Source organism: Conexibacter woesei Iso977N, assembly GCF_000424625.1.
Classification (GTDB): domain Bacteria; phylum Actinomycetota; class Thermoleophilia; order Solirubrobacterales; family Solirubrobacteraceae; genus Baekduia; species Baekduia woesei_A.
Map to the genome: position 1 here is coordinate 54,495 of NZ_AUKG01000001.1, position 25,164 is coordinate 79,658.

26 protein-coding genes are annotated in these 25,164 nt (G+C 71.9%); 8 read left to right on the plus strand and 18 right to left on the minus strand.

Features of this window, described 5'->3' with window-relative positions; translation table 11 throughout:
* Positions 1–5: 5 nt before the first annotated feature.
* From H030_RS28100 to H030_RS0100285, 4 genes are read right to left on the minus strand one after another with little or no spacing between them, the layout of a single operon-like run.
* Positions 6–1,643, minus strand: a complete 1,638-nt coding sequence (locus tag H030_RS28100) for a thiamine pyrophosphate-binding protein (protein WP_051221340.1) — start codon at positions 1,641–1,643, stop codon at positions 6–8.
* Entirely contained in the window at positions 1,644–2,582 is a 939-nt protein-coding gene (locus H030_RS28105; RefSeq protein WP_051221342.1) for an NAD(P)-dependent oxidoreductase, read from the minus strand. It lies immediately after the preceding gene.
* Between the two features lie 30 nt (positions 2,583–2,612).
* Positions 2,613–3,137, minus strand: coding sequence for a pyridoxamine 5'-phosphate oxidase family protein (locus H030_RS0100280; RefSeq protein WP_027004633.1), 525 nt, complete (start codon positions 3,135–3,137; stop codon positions 2,613–2,615).
* Between the two features lie 49 nt (positions 3,138–3,186).
* Entirely contained in the window at positions 3,187–4,434 is a 1,248-nt protein-coding gene (locus H030_RS0100285; protein WP_035125679.1) for a hypothetical protein, read from the minus strand.
* Positions 4,435–4,477: 43 nt separating this feature from the next.
* On the opposite strand from H030_RS0100285, the gene H030_RS0100290 reads away from it, so the two are divergent.
* The 3 genes from H030_RS0100290 to ettA are packed head-to-tail and all read left to right on the plus strand — an operon-like array spanning position 4,478 to position 7,527.
* Positions 4,478–5,446 carry a UDP-N-acetylmuramate dehydrogenase gene (locus H030_RS0100290; RefSeq protein WP_027004635.1) on the plus strand — a complete coding sequence of 323 codons (969 nt, stop codon included), beginning with the start codon at positions 4,478–4,480 and terminating at the stop codon, positions 5,444–5,446.
* Between the two features lie 40 nt (positions 5,447–5,486).
* Positions 5,487–5,846, plus strand: a complete 360-nt coding sequence (locus tag H030_RS0100295) for a hypothetical protein (protein WP_027004636.1) — start codon at positions 5,487–5,489, stop codon at positions 5,844–5,846.
* 22 nt (positions 5,847–5,868) lie between these two features.
* A complete protein-coding gene (ettA, locus tag H030_RS0100300) occupies positions 5,869–7,527 on the plus strand; it encodes an energy-dependent translational throttle protein EttA (RefSeq protein WP_027004637.1) in 1,659 nt (552 codons plus the stop codon).
* A 47-nt stretch (positions 7,528–7,574) separates the two neighbouring features.
* On the opposite strand, the gene H030_RS28110 is transcribed toward ettA, so the two are convergent.
* Entirely contained in the window at positions 7,575–7,895 is a 321-nt protein-coding gene (locus tag H030_RS28110; protein WP_035125680.1) for a hypothetical protein, read from the minus strand.
* A 35-nt stretch (positions 7,896–7,930) separates the two neighbouring features.
* Between H030_RS28110 and H030_RS0100310 the strand changes: the two genes are divergently transcribed.
* Positions 7,931–8,779: a DsbA family protein gene (locus H030_RS0100310; protein WP_027004638.1), complete on the plus strand. Its 849-nt coding sequence runs from the start codon at positions 7,931–7,933 to the stop codon at positions 8,777–8,779.
* Positions 8,780–8,882: 103 nt separating this feature from the next.
* Entirely contained in the window at positions 8,883–9,983 is a 1,101-nt protein-coding gene (locus H030_RS28115; RefSeq protein WP_051221345.1) for a Fic family protein, read from the plus strand.
* Positions 9,984–10,004: 21 nt separating this feature from the next.
* Here the strand turns inward: H030_RS28115 and H030_RS0100320 are convergent, their stop codons facing one another.
* Entirely contained in the window at positions 10,005–10,694 is a 690-nt protein-coding gene (locus H030_RS0100320; protein ID WP_035125681.1) for an HAD family hydrolase, read from the minus strand.
* A gap of 109 nt (positions 10,695–10,803) precedes the next feature.
* On the opposite strand from H030_RS0100320, the gene H030_RS35945 reads away from it, so the two are divergent.
* A complete protein-coding gene (locus tag H030_RS35945; RefSeq protein WP_196808945.1) occupies positions 10,804–11,355 on the plus strand; it encodes an RNA polymerase sigma factor in 552 nt (183 codons plus the stop codon).
* Positions 11,356–11,376: 21 nt separating this feature from the next.
* Here H030_RS35945 and H030_RS0100330 read toward each other — a convergent pair whose 3' ends face one another.
* Positions 11,377–12,432 (minus strand): M20/M25/M40 family metallo-hydrolase, encoded by a 1,056-nt coding sequence (locus tag H030_RS0100330; RefSeq protein ID WP_027004640.1) that lies wholly within the window; start codon positions 12,430–12,432, stop codon positions 11,377–11,379.
* Positions 12,433–12,519: 87 nt separating this feature from the next.
* Here H030_RS0100330 and H030_RS35950 point away from each other — a divergent pair, with 87 nt between their 5' ends.
* Both H030_RS35950 and H030_RS28130 read left to right on the plus strand, forming a co-directional pair.
* The gene (locus H030_RS35950) at positions 12,520–14,697 is read left to right on the plus strand and encodes a putative bifunctional diguanylate cyclase/phosphodiesterase (protein WP_051221350.1); all 2,178 of its coding nucleotides are present in this window, start codon (positions 12,520–12,522) and stop codon (positions 14,695–14,697) included.
* Positions 14,698–14,751: 54 nt separating this feature from the next.
* A complete protein-coding gene (locus tag H030_RS28130) occupies positions 14,752–15,150 on the plus strand; it encodes a response regulator (RefSeq protein ID WP_051221352.1) in 399 nt (132 codons plus the stop codon).
* 3 nt (positions 15,151–15,153) lie between these two features.
* On the opposite strand, the gene H030_RS0100345 is transcribed toward H030_RS28130, so the two are convergent.
* From H030_RS0100345 to H030_RS28160, 11 genes are all read right to left on the minus strand, one after another.
* On the minus strand, positions 15,154–17,988 hold the full coding sequence (locus H030_RS0100345; RefSeq protein ID WP_027004641.1) for an aconitate hydratase: 2,835 nt from the start codon (positions 17,986–17,988) through the stop codon (positions 15,154–15,156).
* A gap of 15 nt (positions 17,989–18,003) precedes the next feature.
* The gene (locus H030_RS28135) at positions 18,004–18,414 is read right to left on the minus strand and encodes a type II toxin-antitoxin system VapC family toxin (RefSeq protein WP_035125683.1); all 411 of its coding nucleotides are present in this window, start codon (positions 18,412–18,414) and stop codon (positions 18,004–18,006) included.
* Positions 18,411–18,641, minus strand: a complete 231-nt coding sequence (locus H030_RS28140; RefSeq protein ID WP_035125686.1) for a CopG family transcriptional regulator — start codon at positions 18,639–18,641, stop codon at positions 18,411–18,413. Before H030_RS28140 ends, H030_RS28135 begins: the two co-directional genes overlap by 4 nt.
* Positions 18,642–18,690: 49 nt before the next feature.
* Complete coding sequence (locus H030_RS35955) at positions 18,691–19,392, minus strand: DsbA family protein (RefSeq protein WP_051221354.1); 702 nt, start codon at positions 19,390–19,392, stop codon at positions 18,691–18,693.
* Positions 19,389–19,811: a vitamin K epoxide reductase family protein gene (locus tag H030_RS0100365; RefSeq protein ID WP_027004642.1), complete on the minus strand. Its 423-nt coding sequence runs from the start codon at positions 19,809–19,811 to the stop codon at positions 19,389–19,391. The genes H030_RS35955 and H030_RS0100365 overlap by 4 nt, the downstream gene beginning before the upstream one ends.
* Positions 19,808–20,620: a DsbA family protein gene (locus H030_RS35960; RefSeq protein ID WP_051221355.1), complete on the minus strand. Its 813-nt coding sequence runs from the start codon at positions 20,618–20,620 to the stop codon at positions 19,808–19,810. Before H030_RS35960 ends, H030_RS0100365 begins: the two co-directional genes overlap by 4 nt.
* 87 nt (positions 20,621–20,707) lie before the next feature.
* Positions 20,708–21,415 carry a YcnI family protein gene (locus H030_RS0100375; RefSeq protein WP_027004643.1) on the minus strand — a complete coding sequence of 236 codons (708 nt, stop codon included), beginning with the start codon at positions 21,413–21,415 and terminating at the stop codon, positions 20,708–20,710.
* 291 nt (positions 21,416–21,706) lie between these two features.
* Positions 21,707–23,422 carry a copper resistance protein CopC gene (locus H030_RS0100385; protein ID WP_027004645.1) on the minus strand — a complete coding sequence of 572 codons (1,716 nt, stop codon included), beginning with the start codon at positions 23,420–23,422 and terminating at the stop codon, positions 21,707–21,709.
* Positions 23,419–24,165, minus strand: coding sequence for a hypothetical protein (locus H030_RS28155; protein ID WP_035125688.1), 747 nt, complete (start codon positions 24,163–24,165; stop codon positions 23,419–23,421). Before H030_RS28155 ends, H030_RS0100385 begins: the two co-directional genes overlap by 4 nt.
* Positions 24,166–24,264: 99 nt before the next feature.
* Positions 24,265–24,597, minus strand: coding sequence for a hypothetical protein (locus H030_RS0100395; protein ID WP_027004646.1), 333 nt, complete (start codon positions 24,595–24,597; stop codon positions 24,265–24,267).
* 85 nt (positions 24,598–24,682) lie between these two features.
* Positions 24,683–25,093, minus strand: a complete 411-nt coding sequence (locus H030_RS28160) for an ATP-binding protein (protein WP_051221357.1) — start codon at positions 25,091–25,093, stop codon at positions 24,683–24,685.
* Positions 25,094–25,164: the final 71 nt, after the last annotated feature.

The window sequence follows — 25,164 nt, forward strand, 5'->3', positions numbered from 1 at the left end:
ACAGGTCAGCCCAGCCCTTGGAGCGGGTCCGCCCAGGACGGCGGGCCCTGGCGGTGCCAGAGCGGTGAGGTCGTCGGTGGGGGCTTGAGCTGGGCGCGGGCGACGAGCAGCGTCGGCTCGGGGTCGGCGAGGTGGGCGGCGAGCTCCTTGCCGAAGGCGTCGGAGAGGCCGTCGACGGCGGTCGCGCGGAGGCCGAAGGACTCGGCGAGCTTGACGAAGTCCGGGGTCTCGAGGTCGACGCCGTAGGGCTCGGCGCCCGCGTGCTGCTGGTCGAAGCGCAGCATCCCGTAGCCGCCGTCGTCGACGACGAGCGCGGTCAGCGGGAGGCGCTCCTGCTTGGCGGTCGCCAGCTCCCCGCAGGCGAACAGGAAGCCGCCGTCGCCGGAGACGCTGAGGGTCGGGCCGGCGATCGCGGCGCCGAGCGCGGCGGGGAACGCGTAGCCGAGCGTGCCCCACCCCATCGGGTACTGGAAGCGGCGCGGCCCGGCGGGGGCGTACGCGGCGGCGAGCCAGTAGCCGGGGATGCACATGTCGGCGACGACCGTGACGTCGTCGGGCACGACGCGCGCGAAGGTCTCCACGAACGTCAGCTCGTGCGGGTGGTCGCCGCGCAGGGCGCCGCGGGCGCGGCGGCGGGCGGTCGTGAGGTCGGCCCAGACCGGCGCGTCGGCGGGCGGGAGCGCGGTGCTCAGCGCGTGGGCCGCCGCGGCGGCATCTCCTACAACTACGGCGTCGGCCGGGTAGTTCTTGGTGGCGTCGGCGGGATCGACGTTGATCGCGAGCACCTTCGGCGGGCGCGGCAGGCGCCAGTTCATGGTGTTCATGCCGTCGAGGTCGGTGCCGATGGCGATCAGGACGTCGCACGCCTCCCACAGCTCGCCGATCGCGGGGAGGTGCGGCGGCAGGCCGACCGCGCGCGGGTCCTCGCGGCCGAGCAGGCCGCGGGAGCTGTAGGTGGTGAGGACGGGCGCGCCGAGGCGACGGGCGAGGTCGGCGACCTCGGGGCCGGCGTCGAGCGCGCCGCCGCCCGCGACGATCAGCGGCCTCCAGCTCTCGGCGAGCAGCTGCAGGGCATCGTCGACCCCGTCGGGTTGCTCGGGGACGACCTCGGGCGCGAACTCGCCGACGTCCCAGCTCGGGCCGGAAAGGCTGAGCTTGTCGGTCGGGATCTCGACGCACACGGGGCGCCGCGGGGCCTCGCGCGCCTCGTAGACCGCGCGCTCGACCGAGCCGGGCGAGTTGAGGCGGAACGTGCGCTTGGTGAGCGTGGCGAACAGCGCGGGCTGATCGGCCGCCTCGTGCAGCGCGCCGCCGACGATGCCGGGGCGCTTGAGCGACGTCGGGATGTCGGTGGCGATGACCACGACGGGCGAGCGCGAGGCCCACGCCTCGCCGGTCGCGCCGAGCGTGTTGGCGGCGCCCGGGCCGGTCGTGACGAGCGCGACGCCGACCCTGCCCGTGGCGCGCGCGTAGCCGTCGGCCGCGTAGACGGCGGCCTGCTCGTGGCGGACGCCGACGAGGCGGATCGAGGAGGTCCGCAGTGCCGCCCAGGCCGGGAGGTTGTGGACGCCGGGGAGGCCGAAGACGACCTCGACGCCCGCGCGCTCGAGCGCCGCGACCAGCTCGTCGCCGCCGGTGGGCATCTAGTAGCCCTCGCTGACGACGTTGTGCAGCGGCTCGCCGTCGGCGAAGCGCAGCAGCTGCGCGGCGACGAGGTCCCAGGCGGCGTGGTCGGAGGACGCGGTGTCGCCCGCGACGTGGGGGCTGATCAGGACGCCGGGCGCGTCCCAGAGCGGGTGGTCCTCCGGGAGCGGCTCCGGGTCGACGACGTCGAGCACGGCGCGCAGGCGGCCGGACTGCAGCTCGGCGAGCAGGGCGCCGGTGTCGGTCGTCGGGCCGCGTCCCACGTTGATGTACAACGCGCCGTCCCGGAGTTGTTGGAGGACTTGGGCGTCGACGAGGCCGTGCGTGGCGTCGGTGTGCGGCAGCAGGTTGACGAGCGCGTCGGCCCACGGCAGGAGGTCCGGGAGCTGGCCCAAGGTGTAGGAGTCGGGGTCGTCCTCGCGGGCCCGGCGCGCGACGCCGCGGACCTCGGTGCCGAACGGCGCGAGCAGCCGCGCGGTCTCCTCGCCCGACGCGCCGTGGCCGAGGATCAACACCTTCATGGTGCTCAGGTCGCCGATGTCGAGGCGCTTCCAGCGGTGGGCGGCCTGGGCCTCGGCGAACGGCCGGACCCCCTTGAGGTCGGCGAGCAGCGCGGCGACGACCCACTCGGCCATCGCGCGGTCGCGCGTCCCGCGGGCGCCGCACAGCGTGACGCCCTCCGGGATCCGGTCGACGATCCAGTCCACGCCGGCCGACCGCACCTGCACGACCTCGAGCCTCGGCATCTCGGCCGGCACGAACGGCGTGCCCCACTGCGGGACCGCGAACGTCACGTCGGCGCGCGGCCCGTCGACCAACACGATGTCCTTGCCCGACTGCTCGATCACCCGCTCGACCCGCGCCCGGCCCTCCGAGCCGCTGGCCACCCCCAGCTCGTCGCGCCGGGTCGAGCTCGGGATCCACGCGACGACGGTCATCGCCCCGCAGCCTACCCCGGGGCGCGCGCCTCAGCCCGCGAAGGTCCAGCGCGACGCCGAGTGCGGCTCGGCCGTCGCGACGCCCACGGCCTTGTTGATGGTGAACCGCCACAGCGGCCACGGCCCCGGACCCGCGCTCTGCGCGGAGTACGGCGCGGCCAGCGCCATCGCCTCGACGTCCGCCCTCGCCGGCCAGCCGCCCTCGGCGTACAACGCGGCCACGGTCTCCAACAGCTCCGGATCCTCGACCCGCCGCGCCTCGCCCTCCAGCGACAGGTCCAGGCCCTCCAGCCGCAGCGCGACCGTGCACGCCGGGTTGTGCATCAGGTTCCTCGCCTTGCCGGTGCGCAGGCCCATGCAGAAGAACAGCGCACCGCCGTGGACGACGATCCCGATCCCCGCGACATGCGGCCGCCCATCCTGGCCGACCGTCCCGAGGAACGCCGCCGGCTCCCGCCCGACCGAGCCTTCACCCAGCGCTTCCTGCGCCCGCTCCCACCCCATGTCGGGCATGTCATACAACTTCGCGAGGTTGTCCGTCCTGATCGGTTGCATGCCCCAAGGACGACGCGCGCCCGCCGAACTCATCGGCGCCGGGCGTACGTCAGGCGGCCGGCAGCACGCGCGGCTGGGCGGCGCGGAGGCGCTCGAGGAGGTCGGCGACCTCCTCGTCGTGCGGGGCGAGGTGGTGCGCGCGCTCGGCGGCGGCGATCGCGTCGGACACTCGGTCGGTGCGGGCGAGGGCGTGCGCGTAGCGGGACCAGGCGTCGGGCCGCTCGTTGTCCAGCAGCGTCGCCTGCTCGGTGGCGGTGACCTCGCCGCCGAGGTCGCCGCCGAGGTGGTGCGCCAGCGCCAGGTCGAGCAGGCCGTCGACCGACGGGCCCAGCCGCCGCGCGCGCTCCAGCGCGTCGAGCGCGCCCGCGCGGTCCATCAGGCGCAGCCGCAACCGCCCGACGCGCTCCCACGACGACGCGTCCTCCGGCCCCAGCTCGGCCGCACGCAGCGCGGCCTGCGCGGCGATGTCGAACGCCCGCATGTCCTCGTAGATCCGCGCGGCGTAGCGCTGCGCGGCGGGCCGCGTCGGGTCGGCGCGGATCCAGTCCCGGACCGAGCGACCCGCGGCGTTCAGCGACCCCGCCTGCCAGTAGGCCAGCGTCAGCAGCCGCAGCACCGCGATGTTCGACGGCTCGGCGTCCCGCGCGTAGATCAGCCGCTGCGCCGCGAGCCTGAAGTCGCCCTCGTGCATCGCGTGCTGCGCGGCCGTCATGAAGCGCTGCACGCGCTCGTGGCCTGGGTCGGGCCTGGAGAAGTCGACGAACTGCAGCGACCCGGCGGGCACGGTCCGGATCCCGGGCTGGAAGCGCACGCGCGCCCACTGCTGGATGTCGTCCTCGCTGCCGGTGAAGTAGATGCCCGCGACCTCGCCGACGCCCCACTCCGGGTACGACAGGCAGCGCGCGTAGCGATGGACCACCGAGTGGTCGGGCAGGCGCGCGCCGAACGGGTCGTTCACGCGCGTGTCGGCCTCGTGCGCGCGGCGCGCCTGCTCCTCCTCGTAGGCCCTGCGCCCGGCCTCGGCGCGGGCGGCGCGCGCGGCCGCGGCGCTGACCTTGACCGCGTTGCGGGAGACGCGCCCGCCGCGCGAGCCCTCGGCCAGCGACTCGAGCTGGTCCGCCGCCTCGTTGATGGCCTTCAGGTGGCGCTCGTGCTCGATCTGCTTGCCCGGCGGCGCGAGGTCCGGGTGCCAGATCTTCGCCTGCCTGCGGCGCGCGAGCTGCACGTCGCGCTTCTCGAACGGCGGCTCGAGCTCCAGGAGGAGCAGCGCTTGCTCGATATCCAGGACCTGAGGCACGACCTTCGAGGGTATCGACCCTCTCAATAGGCTCCCAGTCGTCTTGTTGTTGAGCGACCACACCACCTTGCGCCTCGGCGGCCCCGCCGCGCGCTTCGTCGCGGCGGAGACCGACGCCGCGGTGATCGCCGCGGTCGCCGGCGACCCGGACGCGCTGATCCTCGGCGGCGGGTCGAACCTCGTCGTCGGCGACGCGGGCTACGACGGGACGGTGGTGAAGGTCGCGACGCGCGGCATCGAGCGCGAGGGCGACACGCTGCACGTCGCGGCCGGCGAGGTGTGGGACGACGTCGTCCGCCACACGATCGCGCAGGGGCTCGCCGGGATCGAGTGCCTCTCCGGGATCCCCGGCTCGACGGGCGCGACGCCGATCCAGAACGTCGGCGCGTACGGGCAGGAGGTGAGCGACACCATCGTCTCGGTGCGCGCCTACGACCGCCGCGGCGGCAAGGTGGTCGACCTCACGCCTGAGCAGTGCGGCTTCGCGTACCGCGACTCGATGTTCAAGCAGACGCCGGGCGCGTTCGTCGTGTTGCGCGTGTCGTTCCGGCTCGCGGCGGGACCGCCTGGGGCGATCCGGTACGGCGAGCTGGCCCGCGCGGTCGGTGAGAACGCCACGCTGGCCGAAGTGCGCGAGGCGGTCCTCGCCCTGCGCCGCGGCAAGGGCATGGTGCTGGACCCCGACGACCACGACACCTGGTCGGCCGGCTCGTTCTTCACCAACCCGATCCTCGACGCCGACGCGATCCCCGACGGCGCGCCCGCGTTCCCCCAGCCCGATGGGCGCGTCAAGACGAGCGCCGCGTGGCTGATCGACCATGCCGGGTTCGCGAAGGGCTTCGCGCTCCCGGACAGCAACGTCGCGATCTCCACCAAGCACGTCCTGGCCCTCACCAACCGCGGCGGCGGGACGACGGCGCAGCTCACGACGCTGGCGCAGGAGATCCAGCGCGGCGTCAGCGACACCTACAACATCGCGCTCGTCCCCGAGCCCGTCTTCGTGCGGACCTAGCCGCGTTCGCGTCAAAGGAACGCGCGGGTACACAGAAGCGATGCCCGACCGCGCGATCATCCCGCTCGCCCTCGCCGTCATGGGCGGCTTCTTCATCGGCCTCGTCGGGTCGGTGCTGCTCCTGCAGGACGGCCCGATCGTCGTGCTGGCGGTGGCCGGCGCCTCCGCGACCGCGCTCGGCGGGCTGGTCTCCGTCGTCGGGATCCCCGGCGAGGGCCGCGCCACCGTCGCCATCCTCCGGGCCTTCTACGGCGCGCTCCTGTTCCTCGCCATCGACCTCGGCCTGGTCCAGTTCCTGCGCAACGGCTCCTTCATCTACGCGCTCGTCCTGTGGATCGCCGGCGCGTTCGCCGCGGCGATGCTCGTCACGCCCCGCGTGCGAGACCCGCACCGCGCGTAGAAGCTCCTATCCTGAGGGGTCAATGGCTCCTCAGTACGTCTTCCAGATGCAGCGGCTCACGAAGGCCTACGGGCCGGAGAAGCCGATCCTCAACGAGGTCACGCTCGCCTTCTACTCCGGCGCCAAGATCGGCGTCCTCGGCTACAACGGCGCGGGCAAGTCGACGCTGCTCAAGATCATGGCCGGCATCGACACCGACTTCCGCTCCGGCGAGGCGGTGCTCGCCCCCGGCGCGACCGTCGGCCTGCTCGAGCAGGAGCCGCAGCTGGACGCGAGCAAGACCGCGCGCGAGAACGTCATCGACGGCGTCGCCGAGATCAAGGCGATGATGGACCGCTTCAACGAGCTGGCGGCCAACTACTCCGACGAGACCGCCGACGAGTTCGCCGAGCTGCAGGCCAAGATCGACGCGGCCGACGGCTGGAACCTCGACACGAACATCGACTACGCGATGGACGCGCTGCGCTGCCCGCCCGGCGACGCCGACGTCACGCTCCTGTCCGGCGGCGAGCGCCGCCGCATCGCGCTCGCCCGGCTGCTGCTGAGCGCGCCGGACCTGCTGCTCCTCGACGAGCCCACCAACCACCTGGACGCCGAGTCCGTCTCGTGGCTGGAGCGCTACCTGGCCGACTACAAGGGCGCCGTCGTGGCCGTGACCCACGATCGCTACTTCCTGGACAACGTCGCCGGCTGGATCCTGGAGCTCGACCGCGGCCGCGGCATCCCGTACGAGGGCAACTACTCCTCGTGGCTGGAGCAGAAGGAGAAGCGCCTGGAGATGCAGGAGCGGCGCGATCTCGCCAAGGAGCGCGTGATCAAGGCCGAGCTGGAGTGGGTCCGCAAGAACCCCAAGGGCCGCCAGACCAAGCAGAAGGCGCGCATCTCCAACTACGAGGCGTTGGTCGCCGAGGAGAGGAACATCAAGCTCGACGACGTCCAGATCCACATCCCGGTCGCGACGCACCTGGGCAACGTGGTCGTGCAGGCCGAGGGCCTGCGCAAGGGCTTCGAGGACAAGCTGCTGATCGAGGACCTCAACTTCGACCTGCCGCCGGGCGGGATCGTCGGCGTCATCGGGCCCAACGGCGCGGGCAAGACCACGCTGTTCAAGATGATCGCCGGGCGCGAGCAGCCGGACGCCGGCAAGCTGCGGCTCGGCGAGACCGTCCAGATCTCCTACGTCGACCAGTCGCGCGACGCGCTCGACGACGAGAAGACCGTCTGGGAGGAGATCTCCGGCGGCATGGAGCAGATCATGGTCGGCACGCGCGTCATGAACTCGCGCGCCTACACGTCGGGCTTCAACTTCAAGAAGGCCGAGCAGCAGAAGAGGATCAAGATGCTCTCCGGCGGTGAGCGCAACCGCGTGCACCTCGCGAAGCTGCTGCGCACCGGCGGCAACCTGCTGCTGCTGGACGAGCCGACCAACGACCTCGACACCGACACGCTGCGCGCGTTGGAAGAGGCGCTGCTGAACTACGCGGGCTGCGCGGTGGTCATCTCCCACGATCGCTGGTTCCTGGACCGCGTCGCCACGCACGTGCTCGCGTTCGAGGGCGACTCCAGGGTCACGTGGTTCGAGGGCAACTTCGAGGCCTACGAGCAGTGGCGCCACGAGACGCTCGGCGACGAAGCCGACCGCCCGCACCGCATCTCGTACAAGAAGCTGACGCGGACGTAGCTGTAGGGCGCGGCGGCGGCGCCTCAGCGCGCCGCCGGCCGCAGGGCCTACTTCCTGGCGGCCTTCTTCTTGCGCGTCGCGGCCGCCTTCTTGGCGGCCGCGCTGCGCTTGGCCTTGAGCTGGGCCGCGTTCTTCCTGCGCGTGGCCGCCGCCTTCCTGCCGGCGGCCCTGCGCTTGTCCGGGCCCCTGAGGACCTCGGTGCGGATCGCGGCGGTCGCGTCCTCCAGCTGGTCCAGGAGCGCGCGGGCCTGCTGCTCGCCCTTCTTCGCGCCGCCGCGGCCGCCGGCGATGACGGTCGCGACGCGCTTGCGGATGCCGTCCGCGTGCAGGCGCGCGATGAGGTCTTCCTGCTTGCTGTTGTTGGCCATGCGGAAAGCGTGCCCGGCGCGGCTAGCCTCGATGCATGCCCGCGACCATCCACATCACCGAGTACACCGATCCCGCCTGCCCGTGGGCGTTCTCGGCGGAGCCGTTCCGCTACAAGCTGGAGTGGCTGTACGGCGACGCGATCGCGTGGAGCACGCGGATGGTCGGGCTGTCGGAGGACCCCGAGGACGCGGTCCGCGCCGGGTTCACGCCCGAGGTGCTCAGCCAGGCGCTGGCGAGGATCGCCGACCTGCACGGGATGCCGATCGACACGTCGATCCGGGAGCGGATGTCCGCGTCGATCCCGGCCTGCCGTGCCGTCGTCGCGACGCGCCTGAACGCACCCGACCGCGAGCGCGCCGTGCTGCGCGCGCTGCGGCTCCGGAACTTCAGGGGCGAGCCGCTCGACGCCGACGAGACGCTTGCGGGCGCCGCGAGCGACGCACGCGTGGACCCCGCCGACCTCGCCGCCTGGATGGCCGACCCCGCCACCCAGGACGCGCTCGACGCCGACATGGCCGCGGCCCGCGAGCCCACCGCCGCGGCGCGCGTGATGGATGCCCGCCTGGCCGACTGGCCCGGCGGCCGGCGCTACACGTGCCCGTCCTACGAGCTGGTCCGCGCGAGCGACGGCCTCCAGCTGTCGGCCCCCGGCTTCCAGCCCTTCCGCGTCTACGACGTCCTGACCGCCAACCTCGCCCCCGAGATCGAACGCCGCGACAAGCCCACCGACGTCGCCACCGTCCTCGAATGGTCCGGCGAGCCGCTGGCGACCCGCGAGATCGCCGAGATCTGCGAGATCACCGACGAAGAAGCCCACACCCAGCTCCTCGAAGTCGCCACCCCCGACAACGTCGGCACCTCCGCCTTCTGGACGCTGCACTAGACCTACAACAACCCACCGCCGTGCCCTGGCGGGCACGGCGAGCCGAAGTTGTTCGGTTCATTTCGCTGGCGCCCATCCGAACAACTCGATATGTTCGGTTCAAATGACATCGTCTTCTGCGAACAACTATGCAGCTGGCGGAACGCGCGGTCGCCCGCCCCGCGATGTCGTCTACGAGCGTCTGCACGTTCAGATCGGCGAGCTACGCGACCGACTCGGCGGATTGCCGTCGCCACTGGAAGCCAAGGACATCTGGCGAGGGATCTGGCTCGAGGAAGCACACCATTCGACGGCCATCGAAGGCAACACGCTGGTGCTCAAGCAGGTCGCGCAGCTCCTCAACGAAGGCCGTGCCGTAGGCGACAAGGAGCTCCGCGAGTACATGGAGGTCCAGGGGTACGGCAACGCCGCCGACTGGGTGTACGGCCACGGCCTGGACCCCGGAGCCTGGTCGAAGAGCGAGCCTCTGACGATCACCGACCTGCGCCACGTACACCGCTTGGTCATGGACCTCGTCTGGGACGTCGCCCCGCACCCGCAGGCCACGGATCGTGAACGCCCGGGCTCGTTCCGTGAACACGACATCGAGCCTTTTCCCGAGGGGATGCGACCGCCCTCGTTCGTCGACGTCCCACGCCTGGTTTCAGACTGGATCGAAGACGTCAGAGGACTGCCCGGCGCAGATCCGCTGAGCTTTCCCGAAGCGCTGGCTCAGATCCACGCTCGATTCGAGCAGATCCATCCGTTCCTCGACGGCAACGGTCGCACGGGCCGACTGGCGTTGAACCTGGTCCTCGTCCGCCTCGGCTATCCGCCCGCGATCATCTACAAGCGCGAGCGCGCTCAATACCTCAAAGCTCTGCGACGTGCCGATCGCGGAGACCACGGCTCGCTCGGCGAGCTGCTGGCGCGCGCGGTGCTCGACAACCTGTACAAGTTCGTCGTCCCGGCCATTGCGGGCCCTGCGCGCCTCGTGCCCCTTCCGGCACTGGCCGACGACCTCCTGTCGGCCGACGCGCTTCGCGTCGCCGCGGCGCGAGGCCGGCTCGAAGCGACGAAGGGGGCCGACGGCACTTGGCGCAGCTCTCGCGTCTGGGTCGAGGCGTATCGAGCAACTCGACACCAGCGTCGCGAGAGGATCTCCTCCGTCGTGGAACCAGACGAGGACGCCCCGAACCCGAACCAGACCTCGATGCTCGAGTGAGCGCCGTCGCACGGTACTGAGCTAGGACGCCAGGCCTGGGATGCGGGTCAGGGCTGTGGGGACTTCGCGGAGCATGTCGATGACGATGTCGGCGCCGTAGAGGTCGGTGGCTCGGAACGGGCCGGTGGAGATGGCGATGCAGTGGGTGCCGTCCGCGCGGGCGCAGGCGATGTCGCGGGGTGTGTCGCCGATGACGACTGTCCTCTCCGGGGCGATGTTGCCCGCGCGGGAACGGGCGAGGGCGGGGAGGTCGGCGCGGTCTTCGGAGTCGCTGCCGAAGGCGCCTTGGCCGGGGGCGAAGAAGTGGCCGAGGCCGCCGGCGGCGAGCTTCCGGCGGGCGACGCATTCGAGGTTGCCGGTGACGAGCGAGAGCGTCACGTCGTCGCGTGCTGACAGCTTCTCCAGCAGCTCCAGCGCTCCGGGCGCCACGTGGTCCGACAGGTCCGCGGGGCACAGGCGCTTGTACTCCGCGCACGCCTGCACGCGCACGTCGGCGGCACGCTCGTCGATGCGCTCCGCGCTCACGCCGGCAAGCGTCAGGATCTGCCGCGCGATCGCGTCGTCGGTCCGGCCGGCGGCCTCGATCTTGCCTTCTGGGATCTCCCTGAGATGATGCACCCGTCGCAGCGCAGCGTGCAGCGCCTCGGCGTGAGCCCGCGACGCCTTGAGCATCAGCGTCCCATCGATGTCGAAGAGCAGCAGCGTCGGCACCCAGGGGATTAGATCACCGACTTCTTCACCACGTGCCCTCGCAATGTGTTTATGCTCAAGTCTGCTTTTTCAAAAAGCATTTGTCGACGTTGTGAGGCTGGGCTTACGGATGAGAACGGGGATGCTGACGACGGTGCGGGACGTGGAGACGTTCCGGGACTTCTACCTCGCCAACGCGCAGCGGCTCGTCGTGTTCTTCACGCGGCGCACGCTCAACGCGGAGGTCGCGCTCGACCTCACGGCGGAGACGTTCGCGGTCGCGCTGCAGCGCCGCGGGCAGTTCAGGGGCGCGACGGAGGCCGAGGCGGAAGGCTGGCTGTTCGCGATCGCCCGCTCGCAGCTCTCGCACTACTGGCGCCGCGGCGTCGCCGAACGGCGCGCGCTGGAGCAGGTCGGCATCGACCCGCCGTCGATCTCCCAGGGCGAGCTCGAGCGGATCGAGGAGCTCGCCGGCCTCCCGGACCTGCGCGACCGGATCCGCGACGCGATCGCCGGCATCCACCCGCAGCAGGCCTACGCGGTCACCCAGCGCGTCGTCCTGGAGCGCGACTACGAGGACCTCGCGCAGGAGCTCGGCGTCTCCCAGGACGTCGTCCGCGCCCGCGTGTCCCGCGGCCTGCGCGCGCTCGCGGCGACCGACCGCCTCGCGGCCGCCGCGTAGACCGCCGGCGCCGCGCCGGCGCTAGCGCTCGAAGGACGTCTCAGCGGTCAGCCGCTGCGCGAACGCCGCGATCAGCTGCGCGCCCGCCAGCACGTCGCTCAACTGGACCAGCTCGACCGGCGAGTGCATGTAGCGCAGCGGCAGGCTGATCAGGCCCGTCGGGATCCCCTGGCGCGCGACGTGGATCGCGTCCGCGTCGGTGCCTGTGAACCGCGCCGAGGCGCTCAGCGTGTGGTCGATCCTCTCGGCCTCGGCCGCCGCGACCAGCTCGTCGAAGACGCGCGGGTGCATCGTCGAGCCGCGCTCGATCACGGGGCCCGAGCCGAACGGGTGCGAGCCGTTCTCCTTCTCGTCGATCCCCGGCGCGTCGGTCGCGTGCGTCACGTCGACCACGACGACCACGTCCGGCCGCAGCGAGTACGCCGTCGTCCGCGCGCCCGCGAACGTGATCTCCTCCTGCACCGCGGCGACCGCCACGACGTCGCCCGCCGCACCGCCGGCCTCGGCGACCAGCCGGGCGGCCTCGTAGGCGACGAAGCAGCCGAGGCGGTTGTCCATCGCACGCGCGACGAAGCGGTCGTTGGGCAGCTCCAGCGGCTCGGCGTCGATCACCGCGACGTCGCCGACCCGGACCAGCGCCTTCGCCTCGTCGCCGTCCTTGGCGCCGATGTCGATGTGCATGTCCTTCATCTCGGCGGCGGCCCTGCGCTCGTCCGGCTTGAGCAGGTGGATCGGCTTCTTGCCGACGACGCCGCGGACCTCGCCGTCCCTCGTCGTCAGCACGACGCGCTGGCCGACCAGGATCACCGGGTCCCAGCCGCCGACGCCGATGAAGTACAGGTAGCCCTTGTCGTCGATGTGCGTGACGATCAGGCCGATCTCGTCGATGTGGCCGACGATCGCGACCGTCGGGCCGTCGCCGGTCCCCTTCACGCGTGCGGTGACCGAGCCCATGACGTCGGTCGACACGTCGGCGAACGGCGCGCACGCCTCGGCGAACGCCCTCGCCGGCGCGGTCTCGTAGCCCGAGGGGCCGGTGGCGGTGAGCAGCGAGCGCAGGACGTCGGGGAGCGGCATCGCGCGCACGTTATCGCCTGTCCGGGTGGTGCGGGTCCTCCAACCGGGGGATGCTCGCGGGCCCCCAGCGGTCCGACTACCGGGAAGATGACCGCCGCCCTCTCACTGCAGGGAGTCGAGGACGCACGCCACGTCCTGTTCTGCCTTGCTGCGGCCGCGGCCATCCTCTGGCGCGCGCGCACGATGCGCGGCGACCGCCGGCTGTGGACGCTGATCGGGATCGCCGCGGCCTGCGACGCGGTCGCCCTGACCCTCTGGACGTACGTCTGGGACAGCACCCAGCCGTCGCTCGCCGACCCGCTCTGGGCGATGTTCTACATCTTGAACCTGGTCGCGTTCGCGCGCCTGCTGCGCGACCGCGTCGGCGGCGCGCTGCGGACGTTCTCGTTCGACGCGCTCGGCATCGCGGTCTACCTGACCGCGATCGGCAGCGCGATCTTCGTGCGCGCGACGATGCACCGGACCGGCATCGGCGAGCTGCAGGCCGCGGGCTACGTCGGCTACGTCGCGCTCGACGCCGCGCTGTTCTCGGTGATCTTCGCGGTGTCGTCGTTCACGGGCCGCGCCACGGGCGGAGGCCAGGACCGCGTGCTCGGCATGGCGTTCGTGGTCACCTGCGCGGGCGACGCGCTGTTCGTGCTCAGCCAGGCCGGCTGGATCGGCGACACCGAGTGGATCTCGACGCTCTTCTGGGAGGGCGGGCTGATCGTGCTCGCCTGCGCCGCGTTCGCGCGGCCCCCACGCGCCGGGACGCTGCGCGTCGGCGGCTGGTGGGAGAGCGTGCCGACGCTGACCTGGATCGCCGCAGGCGGCGGGGTCCTGGTCGCCTCGGTGCTCTGGGACATGCCGGCGATCGTCCCGGTGCTCGGCGCGCTGACGCTCGTGCTCGCCGGGATCCGCGCGCGCCGCGTCGTCACCGAGGTCAGGGACCTCGTGATCGTCCGGGCCGAGTCGCTCGAGGACGAGCTGACCGGCCTGCCCAACCAGCGCGCGCTGTTCGGCGAGCTGGAGCTGCTGATGCGCGCCGGCGGGCGCGACGGCCAGCGCCACACGCTGCTGATCGGCCACCTCGAGGGCTTCAGCGAGCTGACCGACACGCTCGGCCACGAGGCCGCGCAGCAGCTCCTGCGCCACGTCGCCGACCGCCTGCGCGGCGTCGCGCCCGGGACGCTCGCGCGCCTGGACCGCGACGAGCTCGCCACGATCGTCGAGGACGACGACACGCCCGAGGACGTCGCCGCCGCGCTGGAGCACGCGCTGACCGCCGCGCCGCTGGTGATGGACGGGATCGCGATCTCGGTCCGGCCGGTCTTCGGCCACGCGCGCTTCCCCGACGACGCGCAGACGGTCGCCGAGCTGGCCCGCCGCGCCGACGTCGCGCGCCGCGACGCCCGCGCCCGCGGCCTCGACATCGCGCCGTATGACCCGGCGCGCGACCACCACTCGCGCGACCGCCTGGAGCTGGCCGCCGACCTGCGCGCCGCGCTGCGCGCGCATCCCGCGTCGCCCGACGGGCTGTGGCTGGCCCTGCAGCCCCAGATCGAGCTGGCCACCGGCGCGGTCGCCGGCGTCGAGGCGCTGATCCGCTGGGAACATCCGGCGCGCGGGCCGGTCTCCCCCGCCGAGCTGCTGCCGGTCGCCGAGCGCTCCGGCCTGATGAGCGAGCTGACCGACTGGGTCCTGGACCGCGCGCTCGCCGACCTGGCGCAGCTGCGCGCCGGCGGCCACCCGCTGCTGCGCGTGTCGGTCAACGTCTCGGCGATCACGCTCGTCGACGTCCGGCTCGCCTCCCGGATCGGCGCCGCGCTCCAGCGCCACGCCGTCCCGCCGGAGGCGCTGACCGTCGAGGTCACCGAGGACGCCGTCATGGCCGACCACCGCCGCGCGCGCGAGGTGCTGGGCCAGATCGCCGCGCTCGGCGTCGAGATCTCGATCGACGACTTCGGGACCGGCCACTCGTCGCTGGGCCAGCTGCGCCACGTCCCGGCCGACGAGCTGAAGATCGACCGCAAGTTCGTCTCCGGCATGGCCACCGATCCGCTCGACGAGGAGATCGTCCGATTGGTCGTGGCGCTTGGGCGGCGGATGGGCCTGCGCGTCGTGGCCGAGGGGATCGAGACCGACCAGGAGGAGCTGATGCTCCGTCGCCTGGGCTGCGATCTGGTGCAGGGCTTCGGCGTCGGGCGCCCGCTGGGCGCCCCGGACCTCGCGCGCTGGCTGCACGACCGGCGTGACCAAGTCGTGGCTGCCGCGTTGCACGGGTAGGGCCTTCCGTATTGGCAACGGCGTACCGCGTCGGCCATCCTTCCTCCCCTCCCCATGATCCGCGTCCTCGTCGTCGACGACCACCCCGTGTTGCGTGCCGGGCTCGAGGCCGTCCTACGGGCAGAGCCCGGATTCCGGTGCGTCGGCGGTGCGGAGAACGGCATCGAGATGTGGACGCTGCTGCGGCGCGGCAGGCCGGACGTCGTCGTGCTCGACCACCGCCTCGGCGACGAGGACGGCATCGAGCTCTGCATGGAGGTCCGGACCGAGCCGAGCCCGCCGGCGGTGCTGCTCTACACGGCGGACCCGAGCGCGGCGGTCGAGCGCGCAGCGGTCGCGGCGGGCGCACACGGGATCGTCGACAAGGCGGTCGACGTCGGTGTGCTGTTCGACGCGATCCGGGTCGCCGGACGGCGACCCGGATCGAGCGGCGAAGACGCTGCGGTGGCCTGACGCCTAGGCGGCGTCGGCCGCCAGCTGGCGCAGCACGTAGCGCAGGATCCCGCCGTGGCGGAAGTAGTCCGCCTCCTTGGGCGTGTCGATCCGGACGCGCGCCGTGAACTCCACGTCGCCCGCCTTCACGCTGACCTCGCGCGGCAGCTCGCCGTTGTTCATCGGCTCGGCCAGCCCGGTGATCGTGAACTCCTCCTCGCCGGTCAGGCCCAGCGACTCGGCGGTCTCGCCCTCCGGGAACTGCAGCGGCAGCACGCCCATGCCGACGAGGTTCGAGCGGTGGATGCGCTCGAAGCTCACCGCGATCACGGCGCGGACGCCGAGCAGGCTGGTGCCCTTGGCCGCCCAGTCGCGCGACGAGCCCGAGCCGTACTCGGCGCCGCCGAGGACGACCAGCGGGATCCCGTCCTTGATGTACTGCTCGCTGGCCTCGTAGATCGAGGTCTGCTCACCGTCCGGCAGGTGGCGCGTGACGCCGCCCTCGGTGCCGGGCGCGAGCTGGTTGCGCAGGCGGATGTTCGCGAACGTGCCGCGGATCATCACCTCGTGGTTGCCGCGGCGCGACCCGTAGGAGTTGAAGTCCTTGACCTCGACGCCCTTCTCCTGCAGGTACCTGCCGGCCGGCGCGTCCTTCTTGATCGCGCCCGCGGGCGAGATGTGGTCGGTCGTGACCGAGTCGCCGAGCTTGGCGAGCACGCGCGCGTTCTCGATGTCGGTGACCGGCGACGGCTCGGGCTCCATGCCGTCGAAGTACGGCGCCTTGGCGATGTAGGTCGACTCGCCGTCCCAGGCGAAGCGGTCGCCGGTCGGGACGTCCAGCCCGCGCCAGTTGTCGTCGCCGTCGAAGACCGCGTCGTAGGAGGCGCGGAACATGTCGGACTGCACAGCCTCCTCGACCGTACGGGCAACCTCAGCCGTCGAGGGCCAGATGTCCTTCAGGTAGACGTCGTTGCCGTCGGCGTCCTGCCCGAGCGGGTCCTCGGTCAGGTTGATGTCCATGGTCCCGGCGATCGCGTAGGCGACCACCAGCGGCGGCGACGCCAGGTAGTTCATCTTGACGTCGGGGTTGATCCGGCCCTCGAAGTTGCGGTTGCCGGAGAGCACCGAGGTGACCGCGAGGTCGCCGTCGTTGACGCCCTTGGAGATCTCGTCCGGCAGCGGGCCGGAGTTGCCGATGCACGTCGTGCAGCCGTAGCCGACGAGGTTGAAGCCGAGCGCCTCGAGGTCCTCGGTCAGGCCCGCGCGGTCGTAGTACTCGGTGACGACCTTCGAGCCCGGCGCCAGCGACGTCTTGACCCACGGCGCGCGGTTCAGGCCCTTGGCGTTGGCGTTGCGGGCCAGCAGCCCCGCGGCGATCATCACGCTCGGGTTCGACGTGTTGGTGCACGAGGTGATCGCGGCGATCACGACGTGGCCGTGGTCGAGCTTGAACGTCTGCCCGTCCATCGTGACCTCGACCGCGCTCCTGGAGCGCTCGGCCAGCGCGGCGACGCCCGGGGCGCCCGCGGGCGCGGCGTCGGCGTGCTCGTCGGGCTCGCTGCCCGGCGCGGAGTCGGCCGGCGGGTCGGAGGCCGGGAACGACTCGGCCACCGCCTCGTCGTGGCCGTGGCCGTGCCCGTGGTCGGAGTCGTCGCCGATCAGCTCGGCCAGCGAGGAGCGGAAGCCCTCCTTGGCGGAGTGCAGCGCGATCCGGTCCTGCGGGCGCTTGGGGCCGGCGAGCGACGGCTCGACGGTCGAGAGGTCGAGCTCGACGATGTCGGTGTAGGTCGGCGTCTCGTTCTCGTCATGCCACAGGCCCTGGGCCTTGGCGTAGGCCTCGACGAGGTCGACCTGCTCCTTCGGGCGGCCGGAGAACGCCATGTAGCGCAGCGTCTCGGCGTCGATCGGGAAGATCGCGCAGGTCGAGCCGAACTCCGGCGACATGTTGCCGATCGTCGCGCGGTCGGCCAGCGGCAGCGCGGTCACGCCCGGGCCGAAGAACTCGACGAACTTGCCGACGACGCCCTTCTTGCGCAGGATCTCGGTGACCGTCAGGACCAGGTCGGTCGCGGTCGCACCCTCGGGCAGCTCGCCGTTGAGCCTGAAGCCGATGACCTGCGGGATCAGCATCGACATCGGCTGGCCGAGCATCGCGGCCTCGGCCTCGATGCCGCCGACGCCCCAGCCCAGGACGCCCAGGCCGTTGATCATCGTCGTGTGCGAGTCGGTCCCGACCAGCGTGTCCGGGTAGGCGGTGTTGGTCTTGTCGTCGACGAAGACCGTGCGCGCCAGGTACTCGAGGTTGACCTGGTGGACGATGCCGGTGTCCGGCGGGACGACCTTGAAGGTCTCGAACGCGTCCTGGCCCCACTTCAGGAACTCGTAGCGCTCCCTGTTGCGCTCGAACTCGCGCTCGGCGTTGAACGCGAAGGCGGTGCGGGTGCCGAACTCGTCGACCTGGACCGAGTGGTCGATGACCAGCTCGGCCGGGACGAGCGGCTCGATCTTCGCCGGGTCGCCGCCGAGGTCGGCCATCGCGTCGCGCATCGCGGCGAGGTCGACGACGGCCGGGACGCCCGTGAAGTCCTGCATGACGACGCGCGCCGGGGTGAACGCGATCTCCTTGCTCGGCTCCGCCTTGGCGTCCCACGTGGCGAGCGCCTCGATGTCGGCCGCGTCGACCGCGCCGTTGCCCTCGGTGCGCAGCAGGTTCTCGAGCAGGATCTTCAGGCTGAACGGCAGCCGGGCGACGTCGAACCTCGACTGCAGCGCCTCGAGCTTGAAGATCTCGACCTCACGGTCGCCGACCTTCAGCGTGCCGCGCGCGTCGTAGGAGTTGGGGTGTTCGGAGGAGGCCATGGTTTCGTGGTCCTTTCAGCGATCGGCGGGGAGCACCACGAAAGGCTGCCCGTCAGGGGTAAAGACAGATCGGAAGTGCTGGTCGAAGGTGACGATGCGGTCCGTGCGGAGGATGCCCGCCAGCGCGACCAGCGAGGCGTCGGTCAGGCCGAGGAAGGGATGACGTCGCGCGATGCGGATCGTCTCGTGGAGCCCTTCGGCCCACCAGCGCAAGCCAAAGGCACCGTCGTCGAAGTTGTCCCACAGGACACGTGCCGCCGGCTCGCCGCCGTACTTCGTGACGAGGTAGTCCATCTCGTTGAGCGCGAGCGGCGTCGTGAAGAGATCCTCGTCGGTCTCGGCGTACCACTCGGCCGCTTCGCGATGTCGTGGGCTCCGCTCGGCGATGAGCGCGACGAGGAAGTTCGTGTCGAGGACGACGCTCAACTCTCGCCCATGCCGTCCAGGTACTTCTCCGCGTTCTCGGCGAGATCGACGGGCACCGGACCCTTGATCATCCCGATGCCCTTCGCCTTCGGTCGCCTGGGCTTGTCGAGCGACGCGTCGAGCGTCTGGCGGATCAGCTCCGCCTTCGTGACGCCCTCTGCCGCGGCCTTGCGGGCGAGGCCCTGGTCGAGGCGCTCGTCGAGGTAGATGCTGGTCTTCTTCAGCATGACAGCGCGTAGGGTACCACCCTACGCACCACCCGTACCACCCCTGATGTCAGATGGTCTTCAGCAGCTGCTCGTTGATCGCCTGGGCCAGCTTGTCGGCCGACGGGACGCCGGCGGAGAGCAGGGAGAGGTCGTTGGTGTCGGTGCCGATCAGGATCGTCGGCGTCGAGGTCACGGCGTAGCGGGACATCAGCGAGTGGACCGCGGCGAGGTCGTCGCGGATGGTCGGCGAGCGCTCGTCCTTCAGCGCCTGCGCGAGGTCGATGCCGTGGATGCCGCTGAGCACGCCGCGCAGGAACGGCTGCGTCACGTAGCCGGAGTTCTCCTGGCCCTGGACGTCGTAGAAGCGCATCGAGGCGTCCCACATCCTGTCCTGGCGCTCGGCCGCCATCACCGCGGTGTTGGCCTTGGCGGAGTCCCTGCCGAGGACGTCGGTCAGGCGCAACTCCATCCGGACCTTCCCGGTCCGGACGTACCTCTGGACGATGTCCGGCCACGACGTCGCCGCGAACTCGCGGCAGTACGGGCACTGCAGGTCGGCGAACTCGACCAGCAGGACCGGCGCGTCCGCCCTGCCGAGCACCAGCCCGTTCTGCGGGATCCCGCGCAGGATCCGCGTCACGTCGCGCGTCGCCGGCCTGCGCGGCCTCGCGGCGTCGTTGCCGCTCTTGGTGCTGATGGCGACGGCGATCACCAGGATCGCCAGGGCGGCGCCGAGGACACCGGAGAAGATCGACAGGCGGCGGGTCACGCCACCATGGTGTCGGGTTCACGCAGGAGGCGCCACGTGCACACCACTGCCAATCCGGTCATCAGGATCGCCGACCCGACGCACCACTGGCAGATCGCGTCGATCGTGAACAGCTCGCGGTAGGTCAGGTACATCGAGAACCCGAAGCCGACCAGCGCGGTCAGGGCCGCGATCATCCGGCCGATCTCGCCGTCGAAGATCAACGCCCCCAAGATCACCACGTAGCCGATCAGCCCCAACAACGCGACCGGGATCCCCGCGAGCTTCGCGTACGCAGAGGTCTGTACCTTGTGGCACCCGTGCGCGATGTTGCAGATCGGGTTGATGTCCGCGTAGTGCACGTACACCAGGTAGCCGGCGATGCCGAGGCCGAGCACCACCAGGACGAACCCGGTGGTGCGCAGCGCGCGGTCGCTCACGTCCCGCTCTTGGCGGCCGCGGCGTCGACCAGCCTCGCGATGCCGGCGGCGGTCGGCGCCGACTCCCTGTCGATCTTGAGGTCGCCGCCGGTCGGGCCGACGAGGATCGTCGGCGTGCCGGTCACGCCGTAGCGGCTGGCCGCCGTCCTGGCGTCGCCGATCATCTGCTGGACGGCCGGGGTCGTCGCGTCCCTCTGGGCCTTGGCGGCGTCGCCGCCCGCGCCCTTGACGATCCCGTTGAGGAAGTCATCGGTCACGTAGCCCGAGTTCTCCTCACCCTGGTTGCGGTACATCAGGTCCGCGGTGTTCCAGAGCAGGTTCTGGTTGCCGGTCGCGTTGATCACCTGCGCCGCCGTGACCGAGTCCGGGCCGATGAACGTCAGCAGCCGCAGCTCCATCTTCGCCTTGCCGGTCCGCACCTGGTCCTGGACGACCTTCGGCATCTCGTTCAAGGTGTACTCCTTGCAGTACGGGCACTGCGGGTCGGCGAACTCGACGATCGTGACCGGCGCGTCGGCCCTGCCGAGCGTGATCCCCTTCTGCGGGATCCCGTTCAACATCGCCTTGGTGTCGGACACGCCCGCGACGTCGCCGCCGCTGGACGCCGTCGGCGTCTTCCTCCTGCCGCCGCTGCTGCTGACGACGATCGCGACGATCACGACGACGACGGCCGCGCCGAGCAGGCCGCCGAGGGTCAGCAGCCGCTTCCTGCGGGTCGCCGCGGCGGCGGCCGCCTGCTCCTTGGCCTGACGGTCGGCCCTGGCCGCTTCGCGGCGTTCGCGCTTGTTGGGTGTGGTGGGTTCGGACATGGCGATCTTCCTGAAGGGTACGGAGGGAGGACCTCGTGCCGCGACGGTGGTCCGCCGCGGCACGTGCTGGTGAGAACTACGTGCGGACTACGCGCTTCGTCGTGACGCGGCGAGGCCCGCCCCACCGGCCGCCAGGCCCAGCACGCCGACGATCAGAGCGATGATCGCCAGCGTCTTGGAGGAGTCCGAGGAGTCGTCGGAGGAGGACGACGCGCCGCCCGGGGCCGACGTGTTCTCGGTCGTCGCGGTGCCGCCGGTGGCCGAGGTGCCGCTCGTCGCGGGCGTGGCCGCCGCGGCGGTCACCTGCACCTGCGGCGCCGGCTTGTCGGCGTCCGGCGCGCCGATCCAGCGCGCGACCGAGCCGTCGCTGTAGTACTGCAGCGCCTTGAAGGTCAGCGTGTCGCCCGCCTTGCCCGGGATCTGGACGCTCAGCGGGAAGTCCTGGAACTGCCCGGGCTTGATGCCGGACGTCTTGCCGCCCGAGGTCCACGTGATCGTCTTGACGCCCTCGGTGACCTCGCCGTCGTCGGTCCTGACCGGCGTCGCGAGCTTCTCCTTGGTGACCTTGGCGGTCCAACCCGGGATCGACTGGTAGCTGACTTCGGCGAAGCCCTCCGGGAACTGGACGGTGATCTTGTTGGTGACCGCGTTGTCGGTCTCGTTCGGGACCCGGACGGACTCCACGGTGTAGGACCCCGCGGCGGCGGTCTTCGGCTGGACGGTGACGTGCGCGGCTGCGGTGGCCGGGATCGCCAGGACGCCGGCAGCGGCGGTGGCGAGGACGATGCGCTTCATGATGATCTTGGTTTCCTTCTCGTGAGTTGATGGTGGTGTCGCTTCCGTTGTTGTCCATCAACTCGCGCGGCGGCGGCCGCGACGCGATCGCCGACCCCACCAGCCGCCCGCCCCGCGGCCCGGCCGCGAACGGCCTGCGCGCGATCCGTGCCACGGCTCGCCCGGAACGGCGGCGCGGCCGCGCGCGGTGCCGCGGCAGCCGCCGGGCGAGCGTGCGCTCGCCCGGGTAGAAGCCCGCCGCGAGCGCGGCGAGCAGCAGCAGGAACGGCAGGCAGTCGAGCAGGAAGCCCACTACGACACGGGCACCCTGAACGTCGTGGTGTACTCGTCGAAGTCGGAGACGCGGTCGGTCACCGTGACCGTCCACTTCCCGCCCGGCGCCAACGACATGGCGTTGGCCACGTAGTGCCCGGGACCGGCCCTGTTGAGCGTCGCGGGCAGCGGGCCGATGCCCTTGCTCGGCAGTTGCGCGCTGACGTCGAGCTCCTTCGTGCCGTCGAACGGTGAGCCGTCCCTGGCGTTGAAGATGTAGAGGTGGACCGCGTTCTCGCCCGCGCGCGCGGGGTCGACGGTCAGCTCGATCTGCAGCGGGCCGGTCGTCGCGCTGTGCGAGTACGGCCCGGCGGACAGCGCGGTCGGCGGCGCGTAGGACACCAGCGCGCTCGTCACGGCCAGGACCACGACGACGAGCCCGACCTCGACCCGCAGCGTGTTGCGCAGGATCCGGCCGGTCGCGCCCGGCGAGCTGCCGTCGCGCGCCGCGGCGCGCAGGCGCGGGACCGACCGCTGCCGGTTCAGCGCGCCGAGCCCGATCAACGCCACCAACAAGATGATCTTGATCAGCACCGCGCGCCCGAAGGCCGTGTGCAGGAAGTCGCCGAACGACCGCAGGTGCACGATCGACTGCGCGGTGCCGGTCGCGATCAGCAGCGCCACGCACGTCAGCGCGACCACCGAGAAGCGCGACAGCGCCGTGCTGAGCAGCGGCGTGCGCGCGGTCGCGTCCGGGATCGCGCGCGTCGCGGCCGGGACCGCGGTCAGCAGCACGACCAGGCCGCCGACCCACGCGCTCATCGCCAGCACGTGGATCACGTCCAGCGGCGCGAGCAGCGCGACCGGGTGCTGCGTGGTCGCGTGGCCGCCGAGCGCGGGTGCGACCGCGAGGTACGCCGCGGGGATCGCGTAGGGCAGGACGCTGCGGCGCAGCGGCGCGCCCCACGTCAGGGCGAGGCCGCCGACGATCGCGAAGTCCAGGATCCGCAGGCCCCAGACGGTCCCGAAGCGCGTGCCCAGGACCTCCCTGACCGTGCTCGGGTCCAGCGACGACCAGAACGTCGTGCCGCTCGCGGTCGCACCCTGCAGGACCAGGCCCGCCAGGCCCGCCAGCACACCGATCAGCGCGCCGGACCAGAGCAGGACGGTGGCGCGGCGCGCGAACGCGTCCTGGGCCTCGAGCGGCGGCCCGGGCGCGCCGTTGGCGCGCGGCCACGCGAGCAGGATGAACAACAACGTCCCGATGACCAGCGCGATCGCCAGGTAGTCGGCGCCGCGCGCGATCCCGAACGCGGTCTCGGTGACCTTGCCCACCTGCGCGCCCTTGAGCAGGTCGGAGACGGTCTCGGACGGCGCGACGCCCGCCTTCCCGATCGAGAAGACGAAGCCGCCGCTGACCGGGTGCGAGTCCGCCGAGATCACGCGGTAGGTCGCGGTGTAGGTCCCGTCCCTGAGCCCGGACCTGAGCCCGACCGCCAGCTGCGCGCCGGTCCCGTTGGGGTGGATCGTGTGGCCGTCGTCGACGCGGTCGCCCCTGCCGTCGAAGACGCGGACCGCGCCGAAGTTGCCCTCCACCGACTCGTCGAAGCGCAGGACGACCTGGCGCGGCGCGGTCTTGGCGACCGCCCCGCGCTCGGGGCTCGTCTGCTCCAGCGTCGCGTGCGCGAACGCCGCCGCGGGCAGCAGCGCCAGCAGCGCGGCGACCGCGCCGATCAGGAGGGCGAGGCGCTTCACCAGGCCTCGCCGCCGGTCGCGGCGGGCGCCGCCGGCCGGGCCGTGGGCGCGTCGTCACGCGGCGCGCCGCCGCCGTCCGGATCGTCGTCGCCGCCACCACCCGCGGCCCGCCTGCGCCGCGTCAGCACGACCGCGCCCACGCTCAGCACCAGCAGGACCACGAACGCCACGATCGCGCCGATCGGCGCGCCGCCGTCCTTGGGCGGATCCCAGTACAGCGTCCCGAGGATCTTGCCCTGCTGGCTGCCGATCTTGATCGGGATCCTGTAGTCGAAGATCTTGGTCTTCGCCTTCTTGTCCCTGACCACCGTCGGGACGCCGGTCGACATGTAGTGCATGCGGTGGTCGTGCCACTGGAACACGCCGGTCTTGTCCAGCAGCTGCCAGTCCGGCGTCGCCTTCGCGTTCGCCGTCTTGGGCACGGTCACCGCGCCGTAGCGGTCCGTGTTGAGGTAGAACGCCGGCGAGTTGTGGTTGACGAGGACCGTGCCGTCGGGGGAGATCCTCGCGTAGGGCTCGCTCTCGTAGCCCTGCACCAGGATCGTGTCCCTGCTGCGGTTGGTGATCTGGAAGCGGTCGTCGTTGTTGAGCACCTGCAGCGTCACGCCAGGCACGCGCGGCGTCAGCTGGTTGACGACCGACTTCATGTTCGGGTTGCCCTGGTGGGCCAGGGCGGCGGCCGGGACGAGCGCTGCGGCGACGAGCGACGCGACGGTCAGGGCGAAAGCCAGGGAGCGGCGCATGGGGCGCGTTCCTCCGAGTTATGGATGATGATCTTGCCGGGCGTGCCGTCTCACGCGCGGGCGCGCGAGCGAGGACACGGGCGATGTGCCGGGACTGCGTCAGCGCGCGAGCGCGGGCGGCCCGCGCTCGGCGAGCGCGTCCGCGAGCAGCAGGCCGCCGCGGGCGACGAGCGCGCGGGGCCGCCGGGGTGCCACGAAGGCGACGACGGTGCCGGCGAAGCGGCGGCGGCGCGGGACGGCGCGGCGCGCCGCGAGGCGCTCCAGCGTGTCCTCGCCGAGGTAGCGGCCGGCGACCAGCGGCAGTGCGAGCACGAGCGCCGGAGACAGCAGCAGCAGGCCCGTGTGCAGTCCGGTGACGGACTCGGCCAGCGCGACGATCACGCCGAGGACGGCGATCGCGAGCAGCGGGCGGAGGTCCCGGCGGACGGTCATGCGAACGCAGACTGTACGCGGTTTCGGTGCGCTGGACCCCCGTTCGCACCTGCCAAGACGTCCAGTCGGACGTCGCGCGGGTGGGTCAGGCGGTGCGGTCGAAGCGCCCGCTGCTGCGGTCGACCTCGAACCACACGCGGCAGCCGCGCGCGGTGCGCTCGACGCCCCAGCGGGTCGCGAGCTTGTCGACCAGGCGCAGGCCGAAGCCCGCGGTGTCGTGCCGGACGTCCGGGTCGAAGCCCGGGCCGTGGTCGGCGACCTCCACGCGGACGTGGTCGTCGGAGAGCCTGGCGTGGAAGACGATCCGCTCGTTCGGGTTCAGCGGCCCGGCGTGCCGGACGGCGTTCCCGACCAGCTCGGAGGTGAGCAGCGAGACGGTGTGGTCGAGGTCCGGGTTGAGGCCGCGCTCACGCAGGGCGTGGCGCGCGGCGCGGACCGCGTCGGGGATCGGCGCGAAGGCCAGGAGGATGTCGGTACTGGAGCGGGTGAGGGCCATGGGCATGGGGGTGAGGGGGGACAGCTTGCGGACCGTTCCGAGGCCTCGTATGTCAAGAGGGTCACCGGTCG